The following is a 17,575-nucleotide window of genomic DNA, read 5'->3' as shown; positions in this document are numbered from 1 at the left end:
GTTTCACCCGAACTCAATCGGCTCGTCTCTGTTGCTCTTATCCTCACCTCACGGTGGAGAGGCGTTGCCTCCTACGCTGTCCTGTGCAGTCCGGACGTTCCTCCAGTGCTTCCTTTCGGAAATTGCACCAGCGGCGGTCTGGCGAGCTTCACCCGGTCATTATGACCTGAGCGCTCCCTCGGATATGGTGCCTCACAACGTCATGGGCCAAGTTCTGTTGGTGCTGTGCAAGACATCGGCATTCGGCCCCCTCGCTCACAATGGTTCAAAACCGCATCAACCCCCTTGGAGCCGCCATGAAAGCCTACAGCATCCTCGACACCATCGGCCACACGCCGCATGTGCGCATCCAGCGCCTGTTTGGCACGGGTGCCCATGTGTGGGTCAAGTCCGAACGCAGCAACCCGGGCGGCTCCATCAAGGACCGCATCGCGCTGGCCATGGTCGAGGACGCTGAAAAATCTGGCGCCTTAAAGCCCGGCGGCACCATCGTCGAGCCCACCTCGGGCAACACCGGCATCGGTTTGGCCATGGTGGCCGCCGTCAAGGGCTATCCGCTGGTGTTGGTCATGCCCGACAGCATGAGCATCGAGCGCCGCCGCCTGATGCTGGCCTACGGCGCCCGTTTTGACCTGACGTCCCGCGCCGAAGGCATGAAAGGGGCGATTGCCCGTGCCCAGGCCTTGGTCGCCAGCACGCCCGGCGCTTGGATGCCCCAGCAGTTTGAAAATCCGGCCAACATCGATGAGCATGTGCGCACCACCGCAGAGGAAATCCTGGTTGACTTTCCACAGGGCATTGACGCTCTCATCACGGGTGTGGGCACAGGCGGACACCTGACGGGTGTGGCTCGTGTGCTCAAGGCCAAGTTTCCGAATCTGCAGGTGTTTGCGGTCGAGCCTGCTGCTTCGCCTGTGATTTCCGGTGGGATACCCGCACCCCACCCCATCCAGGGCATTGGCGCGGGCTTCATTCCCAAGAACCTCGACACGTCCTTGCTCGATGGCGTGATCCAGATCGACGCCGAAGCAGCCCGCGAATACGCCCGCCGCTCGGCCCGCGAAGAAGGCATGTTGGTCGGCATTTCATCGGGCGCCACGCTGGCGGCCATCGCGCAAAAGCTGCCGGAGCTGCCTGCAGGGGCCACCGTGCTGGGTTTTAACTACGACACGGGCGAGCGTTATTTGTCGGTCGATGGCTTTTTGCCTCAAGGATAATCAGCGCTTCTTGCTTGATAACCACAAGCCACAGAGGTTGCCATGATCCGGATTTCAGAACTCAAACTCCCCTTGTCGGCCCTGCCGATTGAATCGCGCCGCGCCGCCGATGCACCCTCCGAAACCGACGAGGACCGGCTGCCCACGCCGCATCCCATCGATGCGCTGCGCCAACTGGCGGCCCAAGCCTTGGGCATCAACGCCGCCAGCATCGCCACTTTGCAGGTCTTCAAACGCAGCTTTGACGCCCGCAAGGCCGACTTGCTGGCGGTCTACATCGTCGACCTTTCGCTGGCTGATGCAGAGACCGAAAACCGCTTGCTGCAGCAGTTTGAAAAGAACCCCCACATCCAAGCCACGCCCGACATGGCTTGGCATCCGCCTTGCCAGGTTCCGGCCAGTTTTGGCTCGGAAGAAGGCGAGCGCCCGGTGGTGGTGGGCTTTGGGCCGTGCGGCATGTTCGCCGCATTGGCGCTGGCGCAAATGGGCCTCAAGCCCATCGTGCTGGAGCGCGGCAAGCCCGTGCGTGAACGCACCAAAGACACCTGGGGCCTGTGGCGCAAAAAGGTGCTCAACCCCGAGAGCAATGTGCAGTTTGGCGAAGGCGGCGCAGGCACCTTCAGTGATGGCAAGCTCTACAGCCAGATCAAGGACCCACGTCACCTGGGCCGCAAGGTGATGGACGAGTTCGTCAAAGCCGGCGCGCCTGCCGACATCCTGTACGCTGCGCACCCGCACATCGGCACCTTCAAACTGGTCAAGGTGGTCGAGCACATCCGCGAACAAATCATCGCGCTGGGTGGCGAAATTCGCTTTGAGCAGCGCGTGAGCGATGTGCTGCTCGCGCCCTATGCAGATGGCCAGCAGCTCACCGGGCTGCAGGTGCAAGACCTGCGCACAGGTCAAAGCCAGACACTGCACACGCGCCATGCCGTGCTGGCCCTGGGCCACAGTTCGCGCGACACTTTTGTCATGCTGCACCGCCGTGGCGTGGCCATGCAGGCCAAGGCTTTTTCGATTGGCGTGCGCATCGAGCACCCGCAAAGCGTGATCGACCAGGCCCGTTGGGGTCGCCACGCGGGCCACCCCCTTTTGGGCGCGGCCGATTACAAACTGGTGCACCACGCGCAAAACGGCCGCGCGGTTTACAGCTTTTGCATGTGCCCCGGCGGCACCGTGGTGGCGGCCACCAGCGAGCCGGGTCGCGTGGTCACCAACGGCATGAGCCAGTACTCGCGCAACGAGCGCAACGCCAACGCAGGCATTGTGGTGGCCATCGACCCGCCCGACTACCCTCTGGGCACCGCCGCCTGGCAAGCCGCCTTTGGCGAACAAGAAGGCGCTCAACTGGCGCAAGAAGCCCAGGCCTGGGCCGCACAGCAGCCCCCTCAGGCCCATCCGCTGGCCGGCATCGTGCTGCAGCGGCAACTCGAATCCCGCGCCTTTGAAGTGGGCGGCAGCAACTACGAAGCGCCCGGCCAACTGGTGGGCGACTTTTTGGCGCTGCGCCCCTCCACCACCTGGGGCAGCGTACTGCCGTCTTACAAACCCGGCGTGAAGCTCGTCGATTTGGCCGATGTGTTGCCAGACTACGCGATAGAAGCCATGCGCGAAGCGCTGCCGGTGTTTGGCCGCAAGATCAAGGGCTATGACATGGCCGATGCGGTCATGACCGGGGTGGAGACACGCACCTCTTCGCCCCTGCGCATCCCGCGTGGCGACGACCACCAAAGCACCAACACCCGGGGCCTTTACCCGGCAGGCGAAGGTGCCAGCTACGCGGGGGGCATTTTGTCGGCCGGGGTCGATGGCATCAAGGTGGCCGAGTCTTTGGCTCAGGCCATGCTGGCCAATGCCTCAGCCCCATGAGCCTTGGCCTGGGTCATGCAGTTTGGCCACTTGGTGACAGGCACAGGCCAAACCAGACGCCTCCAAAGCCTTGATCTGAATTTTTGCCGATGGGCCCTGACCCATCAGGTCCACCACCCCTTGGCTTTCCAGTGCACCCCAGGCGCTTTGCCATGTATCGGGGGCCCATCCCAGCCAGTCACGCAAGGTCACCATGGGTATCTGCAGCGGGCTGGCGCCGCTGTTGTGCTGGGCCATCAGCAACCAGCTGGCCAGGCTTTGTGGTGCGCTGTGCTTGTGCGCGCACAAGGTCATGCGAGCCATTTGGGAAATCAAATGTTGGTTGCTGGTCGCCACCTGCAACCACCACGTTGCCAAGGGCGTTTTGACGGCACGAACCACCGAATCGGACACCCGCATGGCATGACCGGGGACGAGCACCTCGGCCAGAAAATCGCTGGAGAGCGCCTGACGGGGTGACCAGACGCTGTGGCGACCCAGCAAAGCCAGACGTGCGCTTTGGGCTGTGCTGAATCCGCCCGCCGAAGAAGGCAAAGACAAAGCCAGTAAAGCCGTTTCAGGAAAGTACAGGCAGTCATCGGTCATGCCATCCGGACCCGGCCAAGGCCCTGGCTTGAGATCGACCCGCTCACAGGCTGACACAAGTTCAGGGGCCGCCTGTTGCAAATGCTGCATCAATGAATTGGTCGAATGGGAGAGGGTCACTGTTTTAAATCTTAAGGATGATAAATCTTGTTTATATGGATTTTATGTTCTTTATCGAACACAAATATGGATTAAAAACGTGATTTACTCAGGATTTACCGAACCTATACTCACACTCCTCCATCCATGCCCTTAAATCCCACATTCAATTTGTGACCATGTCAGCTCACGCTTTCCATCTGCACGGGTTTCTATTGTGAACCTTAAAGACAACGGGCTCATTTCTCAACTGCCTGTGCAGGAGCAATCGCTGCTGTTGAACACTTGCCTGCCCGTTTCCTTGAAGGCAGGGCAATGGCTCAATTCGCAGGACAGTGAGCCGCTGGTTTATTTTTTGGCGGGTGCCACTGTGGCCATGATGGTTCAGGACGAGCACCACAGTGGCTTGGCTGTTGGCTTGCTGGGGGCTGCGCATGCGGTAGGACTGGACCATGTGCTCAACAGCGGCCCACACAGCATTCAGCACCTTGTGCAAAGCGCAGGCCAGGCTTGGTACGTCCAGGCCGCAACCCTCCAAACACTGGCACTGGAGCACCCTGCCATATTGAATGCCATTTCACACCAGTTGTGGTTGCTGGTCACGCATGTGGCCTATTTGGCGGCCAGTATCCAGACACTGGACATCCAAGCCAGACTGGCGGCCTGGCTTGTGCTTTCGGCCCAGACCGCCCAAACAAACACCTTGCAAATGACCCATGAACATCTGGCCCGCATGCTGGGGGTTCGGCGCGTGAGCATCACGCTGGCCGCAGGCCAACTGCGCGACCAAGGGCTCTTGACCTATTCACGCGGCCAAGTGCATGTGCTGGACCTGCCCGGCTTGGCACGAGCAGCCCAGCCGAGCTGAAACTCACCGTGCACAGTGTGCGCTAAAGAAAGCTTTGGGCACTGGTCACGATCAGACCGAAACCATCTGATTGCGGATGGCATAACGGGTCAAATCGGCCACCTTGTGCAGGCCCACTTTGCGCATGATGTTGCGTCGGTGCACTTCCACTGTGCTCGGTGCAATTTGCAAATTTCGCGCAATTTCTTTGGAAGAAAATCCGTCTGCAATCAAACGCAAGACTTGCTCTTCTCGGCTGCCCAAATGGCTTTTCCCTGAACTGTCACCCGCACGCATTTTGCGCACGGAGGCCATCATTTCAGAGGCAGCGGTCTGACACAAATAATGCCGCCCCGAAGCCACTGATCGTATGGCCGACATCAACTCGTCAATGCTGCTGGTCGTCGAGACGTAACCTTTGGCGCCCGCATCCAGAATTTCGATGATCGAGTGCCGATGGGTGTCTCCCGAAAAAGCCACCATGTGCGGGCTGATCGGTTGTTGCGCAATTTTTTGCAACAAAGACAAGTCTTGTTGGCCATTGGCGTGCAGTCCCAGCAAGAGCACATCGGGACCCGATTCGGCACAAAGGGCTTGCGTGCTTTCGTCGTTATCGGCGATCCCCAGCAAGTGGATGTCAGGGTGAGTTCGCAAGACAGCAGCAATGCCCTCTGACACCACTTTGTGCTTCGATGACAACAGAACACGGATGGACATGGCAACACTCCTTTGATTGATCCAGTACAGCAACTGCGGGTCCTGCACATGGGTGCAGGTGTGCCAATTCAGGTACTGGGTTCAATGTAGGCAGGATTCCGGTTTCTGTCTGTTCGCAACAGCACACAAAGCACGCATCTGTGGCTCAGTGAACGCCCGAGCCGGATGGCGGGCGCACAGCCAAGCCAGGCCACGCTTGTGCAGCATCGATTTTTTCGGCCATGCCCAGTGCATCGGACAAATGCGCGTGCGCATTGAAACTGTGGTGCTTGGACAGCTTGGCGTGATGCAAAGCGGCCTTGAAAGCCCCCGCCTCGTGGTGGCGAGCGGCCTCCTTGTTGCGTTGATAAGCGTGCAGCAACTCTTCTGCTGCCTGCTTGTAATGCTGGCTCATGTTTTGCACGTACTCGGTTTCATGTTTTTTTGGGTCCTCTGCCATGGGGGCTCCTCTTCTTGGTTGAAATGCAATCGACACGCTTCACATCAAGCCGTTGTCTTGCATGTAGCGCTGCAAAGACATGCGTCCGGGACATTGCAATTTTTGGTAAATATGGTGCAGGTGCAGCTTGGCAGTGCCCTCACTGATGAACAGCTGGCTGGCGATTTTTTTGTTCGGCAAACCCTGGGTCACCATGCGGGCCACGGTCAACTCGCGGGGCGTCAGGGGCGTGATGGGCACAGGCTTTTTTTTCTGCTGCGCCATCAGCACAGACAGGCTCTTCAGGGTCAGGTCTCGGTCCAGCCATTGGTGGCCTGCATGCACGGCCTGAATGCAATGCGCCAAGGCTTGCCGTGACTTGTCTTTGCCCACCAAACCCTGTACGCCCTGATCGATGACGCGCATCACATCTTCAATCGGTGCATCCGTGAACACCACTGGTCGGGTCAGCGGGTGGTGTTGCTGCACGTCCTCCAAGACCGACCAGCCGCTTCGATTGGCCAAGGAAATATCCATCACCAAAATGTCCGGTTGGTGTTTTTTGACGGCAGCCAGCGCATCGTCACCGGTGCTGGCACAGGCCTTGACCGAAAACTCGGGGCATGCCTGAAACACCTGCGACAAACCCGCCAACAGCACCGGCTGGGGATCGGCCAAAACCAGTTCAATGCTCATCTTCTTTTCTTTCTGAAACACTGCACACACTGCCCAGCACAACTGGGAACAAGAGCTGTTCACCACGATAGCCCTGAACAGGCCAAACGAAAATCCTTGAAAAAATCAAAATCATTACTTTCAAACCAGTACTGAACCCCAGCCACCTGCAAACGATGCCAGCCCCATCGATCACCGGGGCGAGCGCGATCGGCGCGGAGATCGGTTCGAGGCCAACAACTCACAGGCTTGGCGAAAACGCTGCAGCGTGGTTTGGACACGGCCCAGCACCGAGCCCAGCGCATACCCCCCCGGCCCCCAATGGCCGTAAGGAAAACCGGTGAGCAAGCTCATGCCCTCGCTCACCTGGTTGGCCACATAGATGTGAAAGTCTCCCCGTGCCACGGCGTGCACCACCTGGGGCGCCAGCATCAAATGCCGCCGATTGCGCGCTGGCATCAACACCCCTTGTTGGCCATCCAAACCCAGTGATTCACAGCTGCGAAAGTAACCCTCGATCTTCTCGTTGATGTTGCCCACCGGCAGCAAATCCCCTTGCTGGTTGACCGCCCCCGTCACCGCGATGCCTTGTCGCAAAGGCAAGCCCGACAAACTGGACAACAAGGCGTACAACTCGGCGCAAGAGGCCGAATCGCCCTCCACACCGCCGTACTCTTGCTCAAACACCACTGCGGCATTCATGGACAAGGGCGCAATGTGGGCAAACAGGCCTGACAAATAGCTGTGCAAGATCAGCACCCCTTTGTCGTGAATAGGCCCAGACATGTCGACCTCGCGCTCGATGTTGAGCAGGCCCTCGTCGCCTGCGAACGAACGGGCTGTGACCCGCACAGGCACCCCAAAACTGTGGTCGCCCTGGTCCATGACGGTCAAACCATTGACTTGCGCCACCCGTTCGCCACTGACCACCAACAAGCGTTCACCGCTGGCGATGCTGTCTTGGACCCTTGTCTCTAAACCATCCCGCCGCGCCCTCTGGGCCTGGCTGGCGGCCAGCACATCCTGCGCTTCCACCCGTGCCGCACCTCGCGCTTGGGCCAGTGCATGGCTTTCCACCACCAAAGCCCGCGTCAATCCCACACGGCCGCATTGGCGCGTTTGGTCACCCGCTGCTCGGTGACTTTCCTCCATGATCTGCGCTACAGCCGCAGCAGAGCAATGCAATAAACCCAAGCGCTCGCAGGTGTGTGCCACCCCCACCGCCATGGCGTGCGCCGTTTGGGGTGTGGCCTTGAAAGTCTCGGCAAAGTCCACCTTGCAAGCAAAACGGCGAACCCATTCAGGGTCAGCCTCTTGCACGGTATCAAAAGCTGCGACCGAAGCGATCAGCACCAGCTTGACATCCACACCCATCGCCTCGCAGGTCTGACCTGGAGAAAAACGGGGTGAAGCCCCTGATGACTCCAGCCGTCCACTGCGCATCAGGCGCCGCAGGCTTTCCCAGACAGCCGCATCGGCCAACAGGTCTTGCAGGTGCAACAACAAAAAGCCGCCATGGGCCCGCAGCAAACTGCCCGCACGCCAATCCGCAAAGTTGCTCATCAGCGCCTCGTCATCGACCATGCCGCCCAACAGATTTCTGAACACGGGGTTCTCCTCCACAACCACCGGCGCCCCTTGAGAGGCATGGTGGTCCACCACCAAGTTCACGCTGAGGCTTGAGAGCAGCACCGCCAAGTCGGTACGCCGCGTAGCTTCATCCTCACCGGGCATCAGCAGGCGGTGTTTTTCAAGCAAGGCTTGCAAGACCTGCTCCATGTAGGCCGCCAAACGGATATCGCTGTCAGGTGGCAAATTCAGCTGTTGGCGCAACTGAGTCAATCCATCCGCCAAAACCGGCCGCAAAAAGCGCTGACGCAAAACATCCAGCGCTTGAGCCATGGCCTGCTCTGTGACACGAACGGTCTCAAGGTAATGGTCCAGCTCCGCCCGCAGCGCCTCTTCGGCTGCGTTCAGGGCCGTGCGCTCGGCAAGGCTGAGCAACAAGGCTTTGGTCGCGGTCACCGGCGCCCCTTGGGCGTCTTTCAGTGTGAACACCATGTGCCCTTGATCGCGCACCACCGCAAAATGGTGCGCCTGCGCGTAGGCGGTCAGCGCTGTATAAGCGACCTCTGTTTGGGCCTTGAAAGTCTGCACAAGCTCTTGGCGTGCGGCCCAAAAATCAGCCTCTAGCAAACGCTGCGGCACATCCTCCTGAATGGCTTGCACCCATAAAGCCATGCCTTGGCGCAACAGTCGACCTTGGCCCGCAGGTACCCGCAGTACCAATGGCCGATCGGTTTGTGCAAAGTTGTTCAAAACGCACAGGTCCGGGGGCACGGGGCGCAAGGCCGCTTGTTCGTGCAGCATGCGGGTCAGCATGCGGGTTCTACCCATGCCTGCCGAGCCCAACACCAACAGGTTGTAGCCTGGCTGGCGCATCTGCAAACCAAACCGGGCCGCCGTCTCGGCACGCTCTTGACCGACCCATGACAGGGCAAGCCCACGCAACTCGGACGTGTCCTCAAAGCCCAACGAGGCGGGGTCCACGGTCAGGCGCAAGTCGGAGGGGATCAGTTCGGCAACAGTCATCGGACATCGCGCTCTTGACAAAGCCTGAGCCTAGGGCTCCGAGCGGCTCAAGCACTGTGCGCCAAGCCACCGACAGGCCCAAATATCGATTGGCGTGGCTTTTTGCGCTGACAATCGGGCCATGCAAGCCGACGACACCACCCCAACGCCTGACCCTTTGCCAACCACCCCGGATTCAAGCACCCGAGCACAGCGGCCCCATCAGCCATCACAACCACGCAACCCGCTGCACGGCCTGACCTTGGAAGCCATCGTGACCCGACTGGCCGACTTTTATGGTTGGGACGATCTGGGCCAACGCATCCCTGTACGCTGCTTTACCCACGAGCCCAGCGTGGGCTCCAGCCTGAAATTTTTACGCAAAACCCCATGGGCACGCGAGAAGGTGGAAAGCCTTTACCTGTTCATGCTGCGCGACCAAAAACGCCAGGGCTTTTGATCGGCAGGGGCAGGCTTCAGGGTCTGAGCGCTCCGTCTGACAACATCGAGCCCCGGCACTTGGGGGCACCACAGCGGCAGGCATACCGGGCTTTCAGCGCATCGGTCATGGGCTCGTCGCTGAACAGGCCATAGTCAAAGCTCAGCTCCTCCCCTTTGTAAACAACCCTGCGCGTCACAATGTAAATGCGGCCCTTGACTTCATCGGGCACGCAATTGGGGCGGCACGAATGGTTGATCCATTTAGAGTCATTGCCACCGTACAGCGCATCGATCACCTGGCCATCGTCCAAGTGAAAGTAAAAAGTGTGGTCTGGGTTGGCCGCATCGTGCGGGTGGCGGCGAATGGCTTCGGCCATGCTGATGCGCTCACCCACGTACTCAATAACCCGTTCACCTGCGGCCATGTGCCGTGTGGCAAAAACACCCTTGCCATGAACGCCCGAAGACAGGACCTCGATGGATCTGGACGATGGTGAAGGCTTCACGAAGGCTTCAGGTTCAGGCCGACGCCGGGCGGTTCAGGCCCAATTCGGCCACCATGGCCTCGCGCATCAAAAACTTTTGCGGCTTGCCCGTCACCGTGACCGGGAGCTCTTCAACCATGCGGATGTAACGTGGCACTTTGAAGTGCGCGATGTTCTGCTCGCAAAAGGTCCGCAGCTCTTGCTCGGTGCAGTCGGCCCCCGGGCGCTGCACCACCCAAGCACACAGTTGCTCGCCATAACGCTCGTCCGGCACACCGAAAACCTGGACCGCGGCTATTTTGGGATGGCGAAACAAAAACTCCTCGATCTCACGCGGGTAAATGTTCTCGCCACCGCGGATCACCATGTCCTTGAGACGCCCGACGATGTTGCAGTAGCCCTCCGCGTCCATGGTGGCCAAGTCGCCCGTGTGCATCCAGCCGTCTTGGATGGTGTCGGCCGTGCGTTCTGGCTCGTCCCAATAGCCCTGCATGACCGAATAACCCCGGGTACAGAGTTCACCCGTTTCACCAATCGGCACGGTTTGGCCCTGCGCATCGACGATGCGCACTTCCAAGTGAGGCAAGACGCGGCCCACCGTGGTGACCCGCTTGTCGAGTGGGTCGTCGGTGGCGCTTTGAAAGCTCACCGGGCTGGTCTCCGTCATGCCATAAGCAATGGTCACCTCGCGCATGTGCATGAGCGACTGAACCCGCCGCATCACCTCAATGGGGCAAGGCGCACCCGCCATGATGCCGGTGCGCAAGGTGCTCAAATCGAACTTAGAAAACTCGGGATGGTCGAGCTCGGCAATGAACATGGTCGGCACGCCATGCAAAGCCGTGCAGCGTTCGGCTTGCACAGCCGACAAAGTCTCCACCGGATCAAACCCCTCACCCGGAAATACCATGGCCGCCCCGACCGATGTACAAGCCAAGACCGACAACACCATGCCAAAGCAGTGGTACAGCGGAACCGGAATGCAAAGGCGATCTTGCTCAGACAGCCGCATGCAAGCAGCCACCGCGATGGCGTTGTTCACGATGTTGTGGTGGGTGAGGGTCGCCCCTTTGGGCGCGCCCGTGGTGCCACTGGTGAACTGGATGTTGATAGGTTGGTGGGCATTCAGGCTTTGCGCATCGGGCAAGCGGGTGTGGCCTTGTGCCATCAAGGCCGACCAATCCAGCATGTCGGCATGGCCCCCTGCACCCAAGCGAATCACATGCCGCAAAGTCGGCAGTTGGGTGTCCGCAGTGCCAAAGCCCAGTTGAACCAGCATGCCCAGGTAATCGCTGGTTTTGAACCGGCTGGCACTGACCAAAACCGATACGCTGGACTTGTTGAGCGCATAAGCCAACTCGGCTACCCGGTAAGCGGGGTTGATGTTGACCAAAATCGCTCCCAGACGGGCCGTGGCAAATTGCGTGACCAACCACTCGGATCGGTTGGGTGACCAAATGCCCACCCTGTCGCCCCGCTGGACTCCCAGTGCATGCAAGGCGGCTGCGGCGGCATTCACTTGGTTTTGAAATTCAGCCCAACTCCATCGTATGCCTTCGGCACAAAAAATCGCGGCATCGCGCTCAGGCCAGCGCAGCACAGCTTGGGCCAGCAATTCGTGCAAACAAGCGTGACTCAAGGGCTGATCGTCAAACCCTCGAACATGGGACAAGCCCGAAGACGGGGTGCGCGGGTGCGGCAAGTCGGTATGAATCGTCATGGATCGGTGCGGGTTGAATGCGCAGGGCGCGCGAAAGTGCAGAAATTAACACCAAGCTGAACCAGACCGAGAATTAACCGTTTGGGGTTCAAGGCGATGGGCACTAGACCAGCGTGTCGGCTTGTCCATACGGCAGCACCTCCACTCCGGTTCGATCTTGTCGCTCAGCCCCAGCGTCGATCAGATGCTGGCTTCTCACACGATCGCCCAGCAAAGTGCTCACTGTGCGCAGATTTTTAATTTTTAATAACTACCGGCAACCAATGTCTTAACTCGAGCAGACTTCAATCCAAACTTAGCTCAATTTGCAGCGATTGCGTTGAAAGAAAGTTTCTGATCTTCTCGAAGCGCTCTGACACGCTCAAACAACCACTCCTGAATAGTTGTGTATGGACCTTTGTAAATTAAGCCAGTGCCAACTTTAATGAGGACTTTGATGAATTTAGCATTATCGAAATTGCTCACTAGCTGATCTACTCTACCGTCACACTCTTCGCCAGGTTCCGTGGCTTGTCCACATCCGTGCCCCGAGCACAAGCCGTGTGATAGCTCAGCAGCTGCAAGGGCACCACGTGAAGGATGGGTGAGAGCACACCATAGTGCTCAGGCATGCGGATCACGTTCACGCCTTCGCTGCTTTCGATCTTCGTGTCGCCGTCGGCCAGCACATACAGCACGCCGCCGCGGGCGCGGACTTCTTGCATGTTGCTCTTGAGTTTTTCGAGCAGCTGGTCGTTGGGGGCCACGGTCACCACGGGCATGGCGCTGGTCACCAAGGCCAAGGGGCCGTGTTTCAACTCACCCGCCGCATAAGCCTCGGCGTGGATGTAGGTGATTTCTTTGAGCTTGAGCGCACCTTCCAGCGCGATGGGGTAGTGGGTGCCACGGCCCAGGAACAACGCGTTTTCTTTGCTGGCAAATTCTTGCGCCCAAGCGATGATTTGCGGCTCCAGCGCCAGCACGGCTTGCAGCGCGGCGGGCAGGTGGCGCATGTCTTTGATGTGCCCGGCTTCTTCTTCGTCGGACAGGCGCCCTTTGGTCTGCGCCAGAGCCAACGTGAGCAAGAACAAACCGGCCAACTGGGTCGTGAAAGCCTTGGTGGAGGCCACGCCGATCTCAGCACCTGCGCGGGTCACATAGGCGTGCTTGCATTCGCGCACCATGGCGCTGGTGGACACGTTGCAAATGGTGAGCGTGTGCGTCATGCCCAGGCTTTGCGCATGGCGCAGCGCGGCCAAGGTGTCGGCGGTCTCGCCGCTTTGGGTGATGGTGACGATCAGCGTGTTGGGGTTGGGCACCGATTCGCGGTAGCGGTATTCGCTGGCGATCTCGACTTGACAAGGCACTTTGGCAATCGCCTCGATCCAGTACTTGGCCACGCAGCCGCTGTAATAGCTGGTGCCGCAGGCCAAGATCAACACCTTGTCAATCGCCTTGAAGGTGCTGTAGGCGCCGTCGCCAAACAGCTCAGGCGTGATGCCCTCCACGCCTTCAAGCGTGTCGGCAATGGCGCGGGGCTGCTCGAAAATTTCTTTTTGCATGTAGTGGCGGTAGGGCCCAAGTTCTGCCGCGCCGCTGTGCGCGTGCACAGTCTTCACGGCGCGGGTCACAGCCTTGTGCTCGCGGTCCACCACCCAGTATTTGCCCAGCTGAATGTCGACCACGTCGCCTTCTTCCAAATAGACGATCTGGTCGGTCACACCGGCCAAGGCCATCGCGTCGCTGGCGAGGAAGGTTTCGCCTTGGCCCACGCCCAAGATCAGCGGCGAGCCTGCACGCGCGCCGATCACGCGCTGCGGCTCGTCTTTGTGGAAGACGGCAATCGCGTAGGCGCCGTGCAGTTGGCGGATGGCGGTCTTCACCGCCTCAAACAAGTCGCCGTCGTACACGCTGTCCACCAGGTGGGCAATGACTTCGGTATCGGTCTGGCTCAAAAACACATAGCCCTTGGACTGCAGGGCGGCGCGCAGTTCTTCGTGGTTTTCGATGATGCCGTTGTGCACCAGAGCGACCTTGCCCGGTTTGGCGTCTGCTGCGCCTGTGCCGTGGCTGAAGTGCGGGTGCGCGTTGTGCACCGCAGGCGCGCCGTGCGTGGCCCAGCGGGTGTGGGCGATGCCGGTGCCGCCTTCGATGTGGTCGGCCGTGACCTGGTCCATCAGCTCGGCCACGCGTGAGGTGCTGCGGGCGCGTTGCAAGCCACCTTGACCCCCCAGACTGGCCGCATGCACGGCCACGCCGCAGGAGTCATAGCCACGGTATTCCAGCCGCTGCAGGCCTTGTACCAGGATGGGAACGATGTTGCGGGAAGAAACGGCGCCGACGATGCCACACATGTTGAAGCTCCTGAATGGGGTGTTTTATCAAAACTGGTGCGATCTTAGGCTTGCCATTTTGAAATTTCAGATCAATTTTTAAGATTGAATAGTTTGATAATTTCTCTCATACCAACAATTGAAATTAAATTTCAATAAAATACTATTCATGGAATCAATTGAGCTCGACCTCATCGACCTGCAACTGCTCGACACCCTGCAACGCAACGCCAGCATCAGCAATGTGGCGCTGGCCGAACGGGTGAATGTGTCGCCGCCCACCTGCCTGCGCCGCGTCAAACGACTGACCGAGGGCGGCTGGATTGAACGCCAGGTGGCGGTGTTGAGCTGCGACAAACTGGCAGCCAGCATGGGCCACGGATTGAGCGCGCTGATCGAGGTGTCGCTGGATCGGCAAGGCAGCGAACACCTGGACACGTTTGAGGCCCGCGCCGTGGCGCACGATGCGGTGCAACAGTGCTGGCGCGTTTCCCCAGGCCCCGACTTTGTGCTGGTGGTGCAGGCCCGCGACATGCCGCACTATTTGGCGATCAGCCAAACCCTGTTCACCCAAGACGCCAATGTGCGGAATGTGAAAGCTTTTTTTGCAACCAAACGGGCCAAGTTCACGACGGCTTGGCCGGTGCTTCAACAGACTGGTGGCTAAGTCAGCACCTCAAAACAAGGGGTTCAGGCTTTCGGCTTTTTCTCAGGCCGCGCCCAGTTGGCAATGCTGATTTGCTTGCCGCGCGCCACGCTGAGTGCCCCAGGCTCTGTGCTCTTGGTGATGGTGGAGCCGCCGCCCACGGTGCCGCCCGCGCCAATGGTCACTGGGGCCACCAGCACGCAGTTGCTGCCGATGTGCACATCGGCCTCGATGACGGTGCGGTGTTTGTTGGCGCCGTCGTAGTTGGCGGTGATGCTGCCCGCACCATAGTTCACCCGTTCGCCCACAGTGGCGTCGCCCAAATAGGCCAAGTGGTTGGCTTTGGCGCCTTTGGCCATTGTGGAATTTTTGACCTCCACGAAGTTGCCGATATGTACCTCGGCAGCCAGCTGTGCGCCGGGGCGCAGGCGGGCAAAGGGGCCAATCAGTGCGCCCTCGCCCACCGACACGCCGAGTTTTTCGCCGTCGATGTGGGTGAAGGGGTGGATCACCGCACCCGCTGCGATGCTGCAATTGGCGATCACGCAGTTCGCGCCGACCTTCACGCCTTCGCCCAAGGACACTTGGCCTTCGAAGATGCAGTTCACGTCGATCTCGACATCTTGCGCGCAGTCGAGCTGGCCACGCAGGTCAAAGCGGGCCGGGTCTTTCAGGCGCACGCCTTGCGCCATGAGGCGATGCGCCTGACGCAATTGGTGGGCGCGCTCCAGCTCGGCCAGTTGCACCGGGCTGTTGATGCCTGCCACCTGCACCGGGTCGTTGATCTTGTGCGCCACCACCGGCACACCATCGGCCACAGCCAGCTTGACCACATCGGTCAGGTAGTACTCACCTTGGGCGTTTTGGTTGTCGATGCGGTCCAGCCAGGCTTTGAGCTGCCGGGCGGGCACGGCCATGATGCCGCTGTACACCTCTTGAATCTGGCGCTGCGCCTCGGTGGCATCTTTGTGCTCGACGATGGCTTGCACCGCGTCAACCTTTCGAACGATGCGGCCATAACCCGTGGGGTCGGCCATGTCGAGGGTCAGCAGCGCCAGCTTATCTCCGCCGCATTGGTCGATCAGCGCCTGCAGCGTATCGGCTTCGGTCAGCGGCACATCGCCCGACAAAATCACCACCACCCCATCGTCGGGCAGCACGGGCACGGCCTGCTGCACAGCGTGGCCGGTGCCCAGCTGCGGCTCTTGGCGCACGCATTGCACCGCCAGCGACTGGCCCGGGGCCAGCACCAATGGCTCCACTTGGTCAGCGCCGTGGCCGGTGATGACCACGGCCGAGCGGGCGTTCAATTGCGCCGCAGTATTGAGCACATGCTGCACCAGCGGCACACCCGCCAAGCGCTGCAGCACTTTGGGCAGGCGGCTTTTCATGCGGGTGCCTTTGCCGGCGGCCATGATGACGACGTCGATGGGGGGAAAAGAGGCTTTCATGAACAACAAACTTTCTGATGTACCCGGCGATTTTTAAAGATGATCGCGCATGGTTAAATTATCGCTGCCCCGCATCGGGCCTATGATCCGACCAAAAGGCACTCTCAATATGCGTCAATTTTCTTTAAAACTGGCTGTCGCTGGCTTGGCTGGATCCTTGGTCTTGGCAGGCTGCGGTGGGGGCTCCACACCAAGCGGTTCATTGGCCGAAACTTCATGCGTACAGCCATGGTCTTGGGCAAACGGGTCTGGATTAGGTAATCAAAGTTTCAGCGCCAAAAGCATCACACCAAGCGCCGAAGTCAATTGGACTTTACAAAATTGCAACCTTAAGCAATTGAACTCAGTCCAATTGACAGTCTGTATTCAGCACGCTGATACCAATGAATTGAACCTCAAACTTTACCGAGGCACTGAATTAACGCCCCTGACTCTCCCCAAACTAAATCAAGCATCCCCATCTGGCTCATGTGGAACCGGATCATCAGGCACCCCATGGACTTACACCATTGCCAACACCGGTTTCAATTCAACAAACACTTCACAGCAATGGCGCTTAGTCATTTTGGATGAGACCAATAACAATACGACGGGATTTTTTGATGGTTGGTCGTTTTCCCTGAAGGGTCTCAATTGATCAACCGAAGCCTGCTTCTGCTTTGTCTAGTCTTATTGCAAGGCTGCAGCGCCATCAAACTGGGTTACCAACAGCTGCCCACCCTGTCGTATTGGTGGCTCGACAGCACGGTGTCGTTCAGTGGCGCCCAGACGCCTGCGGCCAAAGAGGCCATCGACAAGCTTTACCAGTGGCACCGCCGCGAAGAGTTGGGCGGTTATGGCGAGGTGCTCCAACGCATCGGGCAGCTGTCCACCGGTCCTGTGCAAGCCGATCAAGTCTGCAGCGTGGCCACCGAGGTCCAAACCCGTCTGGATGTCCTGATGCGTCAAGCGGTGGTGCAAGCGGCGCCGGTGGTGTTGGCGCTGGGCCCAAGGCAACTGAGCCACATCGCTCGCCAATGGGAAAGCAAAAACGAAGATTGGGAAAAAGAATGGTTGCAGGGTGACGCACAAGCCCGGCTGGACCGCCGCTTGGACAAGGCGGTGAACCGCTTCAACTCGTTTTACGGTGATCTGAACTCGGCCCAAATCAGCATGGTCAGGGCACAACTGGCACAGTCGCCTTGGACCGCCGAATGGGGGCGACGCGACCGTCAACGCCGCCAACAAGACTTGCTGTCCACTCTGCAACGCGTGGCCCAAAGTGGCATGACACCGGCCCAAGCCGAAGCCCAGTTGTGGGGCGTTTGGCAACGCTGGCTGAACCCCACGGATGCGGCACAGTGTGCCGTTTTGCAAAGTCTGTCGCAAAGGGCTTGTGAGAACCTGGCTCAACTGCACAACACCACCACACCCGAGCAGCGTGTACGGGTGGCTCGGCGCTTGCGGGCTTACGAGCGGGACATCCAAGACCTGACCCGGCCCTGAACACCGGACTGGACCAGCACACGCTGTGGCCTCCCAA

16 protein-coding genes are annotated in these 17,575 nt (G+C 59.5%); 7 read left to right on the top strand and 9 right to left on the bottom strand.

Annotation, left to right across the window (positions count from 1 at the left end):
- The first annotated feature begins 296 nt into the window (after positions 1 to 296).
- The gene (gene cysK, locus ABWQ00_RS12670) at positions 297 to 1,217 is read left to right on the top strand and encodes a cysteine synthase A (RefSeq protein WP_353239039.1); all 921 of its coding nucleotides are present in this window, start codon (positions 297 to 299) and stop codon (positions 1,215 to 1,217) included.
- 42 nt (positions 1,218 to 1,259) lie between these two features.
- Positions 1,260 to 3,086 carry an NAD(P)/FAD-dependent oxidoreductase gene (locus ABWQ00_RS12665; protein WP_353239038.1) on the top strand — a complete coding sequence of 609 codons (1,827 nt, stop codon included), beginning with the start codon at positions 1,260 to 1,262 and terminating at the stop codon, positions 3,084 to 3,086.
- Here ABWQ00_RS12665 and ABWQ00_RS12660 read toward each other — a convergent pair.
- Positions 3,075 to 3,761, bottom strand: a complete 687-nt coding sequence (locus tag ABWQ00_RS12660; RefSeq protein WP_353239037.1) for a cyclic nucleotide-binding domain-containing protein — start codon at positions 3,759 to 3,761, stop codon at positions 3,075 to 3,077. The two genes, ABWQ00_RS12665 and ABWQ00_RS12660, sit on opposite strands and share 12 nt — an antisense overlap.
- A 286-nt stretch (positions 3,762 to 4,047) precedes the next feature.
- On the opposite strand from ABWQ00_RS12660, the gene ABWQ00_RS12655 reads away from it, so the two are divergent.
- A complete protein-coding gene (locus ABWQ00_RS12655) occupies positions 4,048 to 4,638 on the top strand; it encodes a Crp/Fnr family transcriptional regulator (RefSeq protein ID WP_353239036.1) in 591 nt (196 codons plus the stop codon).
- A 51-nt stretch (positions 4,639 to 4,689) separates the two neighbouring features.
- On the opposite strand, the gene ABWQ00_RS12650 is transcribed toward ABWQ00_RS12655, so the two are convergent.
- The 4 genes from ABWQ00_RS12650 to ABWQ00_RS12635 all read right to left on the bottom strand — a co-directional run bounded on the left by ABWQ00_RS12650 (position 4,690) and on the right by ABWQ00_RS12635 (position 9,019).
- Positions 4,690 to 5,334, bottom strand: coding sequence for a LuxR C-terminal-related transcriptional regulator (locus ABWQ00_RS12650; RefSeq protein ID WP_353239035.1), 645 nt, complete (start codon positions 5,332 to 5,334; stop codon positions 4,690 to 4,692).
- A gap of 145 nt (positions 5,335 to 5,479) precedes the next feature.
- A complete protein-coding gene (locus tag ABWQ00_RS12645) occupies positions 5,480 to 5,773 on the bottom strand; it encodes a hypothetical protein (protein ID WP_353239034.1) in 294 nt (97 codons plus the stop codon).
- A gap of 39 nt (positions 5,774 to 5,812) precedes the next feature.
- Positions 5,813 to 6,448, bottom strand: coding sequence for a LuxR C-terminal-related transcriptional regulator (locus ABWQ00_RS12640; RefSeq protein ID WP_353239033.1), 636 nt, complete (start codon positions 6,446 to 6,448; stop codon positions 5,813 to 5,815).
- A 171-nt stretch (positions 6,449 to 6,619) separates the two neighbouring features.
- Positions 6,620 to 9,019 (bottom strand): AAA family ATPase, encoded by a 2,400-nt coding sequence (locus ABWQ00_RS12635; protein ID WP_353239032.1) that lies wholly within the window; start codon positions 9,017 to 9,019, stop codon positions 6,620 to 6,622.
- A 121-nt stretch (positions 9,020 to 9,140) separates the two neighbouring features.
- Between ABWQ00_RS12635 and ABWQ00_RS12630 the strand changes: the two genes are divergently transcribed.
- Entirely contained in the window at positions 9,141 to 9,458 is a 318-nt protein-coding gene (locus ABWQ00_RS12630) for a VF530 family protein (protein ID WP_353239031.1), read from the top strand.
- Positions 9,459 to 9,474: 16 nt separating this feature from the next.
- Here the strand turns inward: ABWQ00_RS12630 and ABWQ00_RS12625 are convergent, their stop codons facing one another.
- The 3 genes from ABWQ00_RS12625 to glmS all read right to left on the bottom strand — a co-directional run bounded on the left by ABWQ00_RS12625 (position 9,475) and on the right by glmS (position 13,977).
- Entirely contained in the window at positions 9,475 to 9,945 is a 471-nt protein-coding gene (locus ABWQ00_RS12625) for an SET domain-containing protein (protein WP_353239030.1), read from the bottom strand.
- A gap of 13 nt (positions 9,946 to 9,958) precedes the next feature.
- Positions 9,959 to 11,644, bottom strand: coding sequence for an AMP-binding protein (locus ABWQ00_RS12620; protein WP_353239029.1), 1,686 nt, complete (start codon positions 11,642 to 11,644; stop codon positions 9,959 to 9,961).
- A gap of 473 nt (positions 11,645 to 12,117) precedes the next feature.
- Positions 12,118 to 13,977, bottom strand: coding sequence for a glutamine--fructose-6-phosphate transaminase (isomerizing) (glmS, locus tag ABWQ00_RS12615; RefSeq protein ID WP_353239028.1), 1,860 nt, complete (start codon positions 13,975 to 13,977; stop codon positions 12,118 to 12,120).
- A gap of 148 nt (positions 13,978 to 14,125) precedes the next feature.
- Between glmS and ABWQ00_RS12610 the strand changes: the two genes are divergently transcribed.
- A complete protein-coding gene (locus tag ABWQ00_RS12610) occupies positions 14,126 to 14,623 on the top strand; it encodes an Lrp/AsnC family transcriptional regulator (RefSeq protein WP_353239027.1) in 498 nt (165 codons plus the stop codon).
- Positions 14,624 to 14,646: 23 nt separating this feature from the next.
- Here ABWQ00_RS12610 and glmU read toward each other — a convergent pair whose 3' ends face one another.
- Entirely contained in the window at positions 14,647 to 16,053 is a 1,407-nt protein-coding gene (gene glmU, locus ABWQ00_RS12605) for a bifunctional UDP-N-acetylglucosamine diphosphorylase/glucosamine-1-phosphate N-acetyltransferase GlmU (protein ID WP_353239026.1), read from the bottom strand.
- Between the two features lie 49 nt (positions 16,054 to 16,102).
- Between glmU and ABWQ00_RS12600 the strand changes: the two genes are divergently transcribed.
- Together ABWQ00_RS12600 and ABWQ00_RS12595 are read left to right on the top strand one after the other, a co-directional pair.
- Positions 16,103 to 16,690 carry a hypothetical protein gene (locus ABWQ00_RS12600; RefSeq protein WP_353239025.1) on the top strand — a complete coding sequence of 196 codons (588 nt, stop codon included), beginning with the start codon at positions 16,103 to 16,105 and terminating at the stop codon, positions 16,688 to 16,690.
- A gap of 35 nt (positions 16,691 to 16,725) precedes the next feature.
- Positions 16,726 to 17,538 carry a DUF6279 family lipoprotein gene (locus ABWQ00_RS12595; RefSeq protein WP_353239024.1) on the top strand — a complete coding sequence of 271 codons (813 nt, stop codon included), beginning with the start codon at positions 16,726 to 16,728 and terminating at the stop codon, positions 17,536 to 17,538.
- Positions 17,539 to 17,575: the final 37 nt, after the last annotated feature.

Origin of the sequence: Limnohabitans sp. (assembly GCF_040400975.1) — a bacterium.
Lineage (GTDB): Bacteria > Pseudomonadota > Gammaproteobacteria > Burkholderiales > Burkholderiaceae_C > Limnohabitans_A.
This window is presented reverse-complemented; position numbering and strand designations above follow the sequence as displayed.